At 36.1% G+C, this 255-nt stretch carries 1 protein-coding gene; it reads left to right on the top strand.

Annotation, left to right across the window (positions count from 1 at the left end; genetic code table 11):
• On the top strand, positions 1–226 hold a 226-nt coding region (locus tag SCA31_RS24440; RefSeq protein WP_410699567.1), incomplete at its 5' end, for a bestrophin family ion channel.
• Between the last annotated feature and the right edge of the window lie 29 nt (positions 227–255).

The raw sequence follows: 255 nt of genomic DNA on the forward strand, positions 1-255 counted from the left end.
GTATGTTTTTGCCCTTCCTATTGCTTATGTCATCAACATCGGACTTTTTATGATTCCCCTGACGGTTTTTGTTTATTATGTTTTAATGAGTCTGGAACTGATCGCTGAAGAGATTGAAGATCCCTTTAACAACGATGAAAATGATATTCCAATGGAGGCTCTGGCTCAAAATATTGAAAAAAATGTACACCAGATCATGGGCTTAAAAAATAAAAATCAAGCTTAAAGCTTGATTTCCTTGAGTTCACCGTCCTG

The organism is Chryseobacterium sp. SIMBA_028, from assembly GCF_046535285.1.
Taxonomy (GTDB): Bacteria; Bacteroidota; Bacteroidia; order Flavobacteriales; family Weeksellaceae; genus Chryseobacterium.